The organism is Salinibacter sp., assembly GCF_042218895.1.
Taxonomy (GTDB): domain Bacteria; phylum Bacteroidota; class Rhodothermia; order Rhodothermales; family Salinibacteraceae; genus Salinibacter.
The window spans coordinates 36,193-40,555 of sequence record NZ_JBDGQQ010000092.1; the positions used below are offsets into that span (position 1 = coordinate 36,193).

A 4,363-nucleotide genomic window follows, 5' to 3' on the forward strand; every position below is an offset into this window, starting at 1 on the left:
AAGGGCATGGTCTTTCCCTTCAAGCTCCAACACGGAGCTCCAACCCGAAGGCCCGCGAAGTCTTCACTACTGCACCCCTGTGCGGCGAGTTTTCGGGGCTCATTTCGACGATGTGACCCTCGATGAGCTCGACCGAATCGTCCGGGGAGAGAATGCCCGCGTCGGCCATCTCGAAGTACTCGTCCCGGGTAAACTGGTGTCCCCCGGGAACCAGCGTAGACCGTTCAGAATGTGAGTCGACGGTTGTCTTGGGCATGGGTCCCGCCGTTTATAGCTGCGATGCGGATGGATACGACGCTGTGAGCGATACGCGGATGTGAGTTACGTGTTGTCAAGGCTCGCCCGGAAGAAGTCAATTGTACGCTCCCACACAGCTACCAAAGACTCGGGCACGGTCCCGTCGAAGGGATGTGCCCCGCCGAACGTGTGACCTCCGTCCGCCTCCATCAGCTCGGCAGCGTCAGTCGCGTTCGCCAGCGTCTGCGCCGCGTCGAAGGACACCGACTCGTCGTCGCGGGCGTGCACCACGAGCCACGGCACGTCGATGCGCTCGGCGGCCCCCCGCACGTCCAGCTCTTCTTCGTGGGCCCTCGCATCGTCGTAGAGCGTTTTGTTGAGCCGCATGACCTGCCCAGTGCGACGATTGACGACCTCGGTGAAGCCCTGCGCTTCCCAGTCCTCAATCTGCTCGTCGGTAAAGCGGTCGACGAAGGTGGAGACCGACGACCAGGTGGCGAGTGCGTCCACACGATCATCGCGATCGGTCTGTAGGATGGCCGTGCCGCCCCCTCGGGAGTGGCCCATCAGGCCCATGCGGTCCGGATCCACAGGGGCCTCCGGAAGTCGCTCCTGGTAGACCGCGTCCAGGACAGCCCGGAGATCGTCGAGCTCTCGGGTAAAGGTGTTGTCCGCGAACTTGTCGAGCTCCGTAAACTCCATCGGCGCATCCCGGTGCACGCCGTTGTAGGAGAAGTTCACGTGGACCGCCACAAATCCGGCCCGGGCGAGACGGCGTCCCCACTCGGGGAACGGGCCCCAGTCCTTGAAGCCCTTGAACCCGTGGCAGAAGACCACGACGGGCCGGGTCTCTTCACCCGCCACGAATCGCACGTCACAGTCTACCGCGTCCCCCCGGGTGTTTTCAACAGAACACGGAACCTCGCGGACAGAGGAAGGCATGGCGGAGGGCGGTGGTGAGCAGGCGACAGACAGGGAACCGGGGAAGAAACCGCGTCCTCCGGACTTTTGCTACACGGTATCGTGCCGCAACACGCACAACGCGGGCCGGGGCTACCCAGATTCCGGAATGACCTGAATGTCCAGGGTGGCCGTGACCCCGTAGTCCAGGTCAACGGTTGCCGTGTACGCCCCCACGAATCGGATGTCTTCGTCGAGCTCAATCTTTCGCCGGTCGATGTCGAAGCCCCGGTTGGACAACTCCACGGCAATCTGCTGGGTCGTCACCGTGCCGAAGATGCGGTTGTCTTCTCCCACTTTCGCCGTAAAGACGACCTGCATGTCCTCGAGCTCCTCTTTCAACTGCTCGGCTTCTCCCTTCTTCGCGGCCTCCTTGCGGGCCTGCTGGCGCTGTTCGTCTCGGAGCTGTCGGACCGCCCCGTCGGTGGCCACCCGGGCGAGGCCTTGTGGAATGAGGTAGTTGCGGCCGTACCCATCGGCCACCTCGTGGATCTCCCCCTTCTCACCGAGGTGTTCAACGTCGTCGAGAAGTATAATTTGCATGGGTAGAGTCGAATCAGTGGGTCGGATGTGCGGAAGGCAGCGTGTGCGGGATCGTTACCGGATTGACTCGGACACGTACGGAAGCAGGGCAAGATGACGAGCCCGCTTGATGGCCGTCGTAATCTGGCGCTGCACGCGGGCCGGAACGCCGGTCACGCGGCGTGGCAGGATCTTGCCTTGGTTGTTGATGAATTGCTCCAGGAACTCGGTGTCTTTGTAGTCGACGTATTCGATGTGTTCGTAGTCGAGGTCGTTCTGGTCAGCCATGGGTCAGAAAGCCTAAATTCGAGAGACTCGCAGAGAGGGTGCAAGACGGAGGTGAGGGTCGAACTACTCCTCACCGTCGGAGTCGTCGCTGGACTCTTCGCCGGCCTGCTCCTGCGCGCGACGCTGCTTCCGCTTCTCATAGTGGCGCTTCATCTTCTCGTCCATGCGCAGGGTCAGGTAACGCAGCACATCGTCGTTCACCTCCAGTTCGTTCTCAAGCCGCTGAATAAGGGAGCCCGGGGCCTGGAAATACATGTTCACGTAGTACCCGCTGCGCTTGCGGTCGATCTCGTAGGCGAGACGCTGATTGCCCCACTCGTCGACCTCGAGAACGTCGCCCCCGTTGCTCTCAATGAAGTGGTTCACCTTGCGGACAATGTCGTCCACTTGATTTTGCTGGACGACCCCACTGATGACGTACGTGAGTTCGTACTGGTACTTGTTGCTAGCCATGACACGAGTTGATGTCCCTATGGTAAGATACTGAATCATGCCCCTCGTAGAATGCCGATGGTCGTCGGCGTGCGGAGGAGCAGGGATAGAACTCCAATCTGTATGTACGACCGCCCCCTCGCGAGGTCGCAGGAAGGCCTTGAAAACAGGGTGAGGAATGCCGAAACGACAGACCCGGCGCTCTCGTGGGGGGAAAGAAACTCGTCAGAGAAGAGTGCCCCCGCAGACATTCGGACTATTGCGTAGCGCGTATCGCGTGCGGATGACGTGTACGAGATACGCGATACGAGATACGCAATACTCTACAGATTCGCGAGCTTTTCCGCGTGCTCCTTGGTACGGAGGGCATCGATGATCGGATCGAGCTCCCCCTCCACGATGGTTTGCAGCGAGTGGTTCTTCTGATCTCCCTCCAGTCGGTGGTCTGTCACGCGGTCCTGGGGAAAGTTGTAGGTGCGGATCTTGGCCGACCGGTCGCCACTCCCCACCATCGAGCGCCGGGCTTCCTCTCGCTCCTGTCGCTGCTCCTCTAGTTTCTTCTCGTAGACCCGCGACCGGAGGACGCGCATCGCCTTCGCGCGGTTCTTGTGCTGGCTCTTTGCGTCCTGGCAAGAGACCTCCACGCCCGAGGGCGCGTGCTTGATGCGTACCGCCGAGTCGGTGGTGTTGACGTGCTGCCCGCCCGGACCAGTGGCCTTGAAGGTTTCGATGGTGAGGTCGCTCGGGTTGATATCCACGTCTACCTCTTCGGCCTCCGGCAACACGGCCACAGTGGCGGCAGACGTATGAATGCGGCCGCTCGATTCCGTCTCGGGCACGCGCTGGACGCGGTGGACCCCCGCCTCGTACTTGAGCGTGCCAAACACGTCTTTTCCCTTAACCCCGAAGATGACCTCCCGAAAGCCGCCCTGCGAGCCCGGCGAGGCATCGATTAGCTCGTAGGTCCAGTCGTGTTTTTTCACATATTGGGTGTAGAGCCGGAAGAGGTCGCCGGCGAAGAGGGCGGCCTCGTCACCGCCTGCCCCGGCCCGAATCTCGACGATGGCGTTCTTCTCGTCCTCCGGATCCTTCGGGATGAGCTTCTGTTTAAGATCCTCCTCGACGGCCGGAAGGCGGTCCTCAAGTTGTTCGAGTTCTTCCTTCGCGAGGGCCTCCATCTCTCCGTCTTCGCTCCGGATCATCTCTTCGAGCTCTTCCCGCTCCTCCAGGAGGCGCTCGTAGCGGTCGATGGCCTCTACGACCCCTTCGAGACGACTGTGCTCCTGCCCCAGCTCCCGCATGCGGTCCGGATCGTTGGTTACCTCCGGGTCCGCCAATAGACTTTCCACCTCTTGGAAGCGACGCTTGACCTTTTCCAGTTTTTCCAGTTCAATCATGCGCGGCGGGGCACTGATCGATTAGAACGTGCAACTTCATTGAAACGGCCCCACGGATCGCAGGTTCGGTCCTTTCGGAGTTCTCATTCTCAGCTGGCGTCGGTCGGACCGCGGGAGGAATAGTCGGAGCGACGGCCCCCCCTACTCCACCGTCACGCTCTTGGCGAGATTGCGGGGCTGGTCGACGTGGCACCCACGCAGCACGGCGATGTGGTAGGACAGCAGTTGGAGCGGAATCACCGTGAGGAGCGGCGAAAGGAACTCCTTGGTCTTCGGAATCTCCACGACTGCCTCGCAGAGGCTCTCAAGCTCCGCGTCCTTATCGTCCGTGATGGCAATCACCGATCCCTCGCGGGCGGCCACCTCCTCGATGTTGGAGAGCACTTTGTCGTAGGTGCTGTCTTTCATGGCGATGAAGACGACCGGCATCGACCGGTCGATGAGGGCGATGGGGCCGTGCTTCATCTCGGCGGCCGGGTAGCCCTCGGCGTGGATGTAGGAGATCTCCTTGAGCTTGAGCGCCCCCT

The 4,363-nt window shown here is 61.4% G+C and carries 7 protein-coding genes; all 7 read right to left on the bottom strand.

Annotation, left to right across the window (positions count from 1 at the left end):
* Positions 1-19: 19 nt before the first annotated feature.
* Positions 20-256 carry a hypothetical protein gene (locus ABEL04_RS08510; protein ID WP_375801959.1) on the bottom strand — a complete coding sequence of 79 codons (237 nt, stop codon included), beginning with the start codon at positions 254-256 and terminating at the stop codon, positions 20-22.
* A 65-nt stretch (positions 257-321) separates the two neighbouring features.
* Positions 322-1,179: an alpha/beta hydrolase family protein gene (locus ABEL04_RS08515; RefSeq protein ID WP_375801960.1), complete on the bottom strand. Its 858-nt coding sequence runs from the start codon at positions 1,177-1,179 to the stop codon at positions 322-324.
* A 111-nt stretch (positions 1,180-1,290) separates the two neighbouring features.
* Positions 1,291-1,740, bottom strand: coding sequence for a 50S ribosomal protein L9 (gene rplI / locus ABEL04_RS08520; protein ID WP_375801961.1), 450 nt, complete (start codon positions 1,738-1,740; stop codon positions 1,291-1,293).
* Positions 1,741-1,794: 54 nt separating this feature from the next.
* Positions 1,795-2,007, bottom strand: a complete 213-nt coding sequence (gene rpsR, locus ABEL04_RS08525) for a 30S ribosomal protein S18 (protein ID WP_375801962.1) — start codon at positions 2,005-2,007, stop codon at positions 1,795-1,797.
* 63 nt (positions 2,008-2,070) lie between these two features.
* The gene (gene rpsF / locus ABEL04_RS08530) at positions 2,071-2,460 is read right to left on the bottom strand and encodes a 30S ribosomal protein S6 (protein WP_375801963.1); all 390 of its coding nucleotides are present in this window, start codon (positions 2,458-2,460) and stop codon (positions 2,071-2,073) included.
* Between the two features lie 302 nt (positions 2,461-2,762).
* Positions 2,763-3,836, bottom strand: a complete 1,074-nt coding sequence (gene prfA, locus ABEL04_RS08535; RefSeq protein WP_375801964.1) for a peptide chain release factor 1 — start codon at positions 3,834-3,836, stop codon at positions 2,763-2,765.
* A gap of 141 nt (positions 3,837-3,977) precedes the next feature.
* On the bottom strand, positions 3,978-4,363 hold a 386-nt coding region (locus tag ABEL04_RS08540; protein ID WP_375801965.1), incomplete at its 5' end, for an SIS domain-containing protein.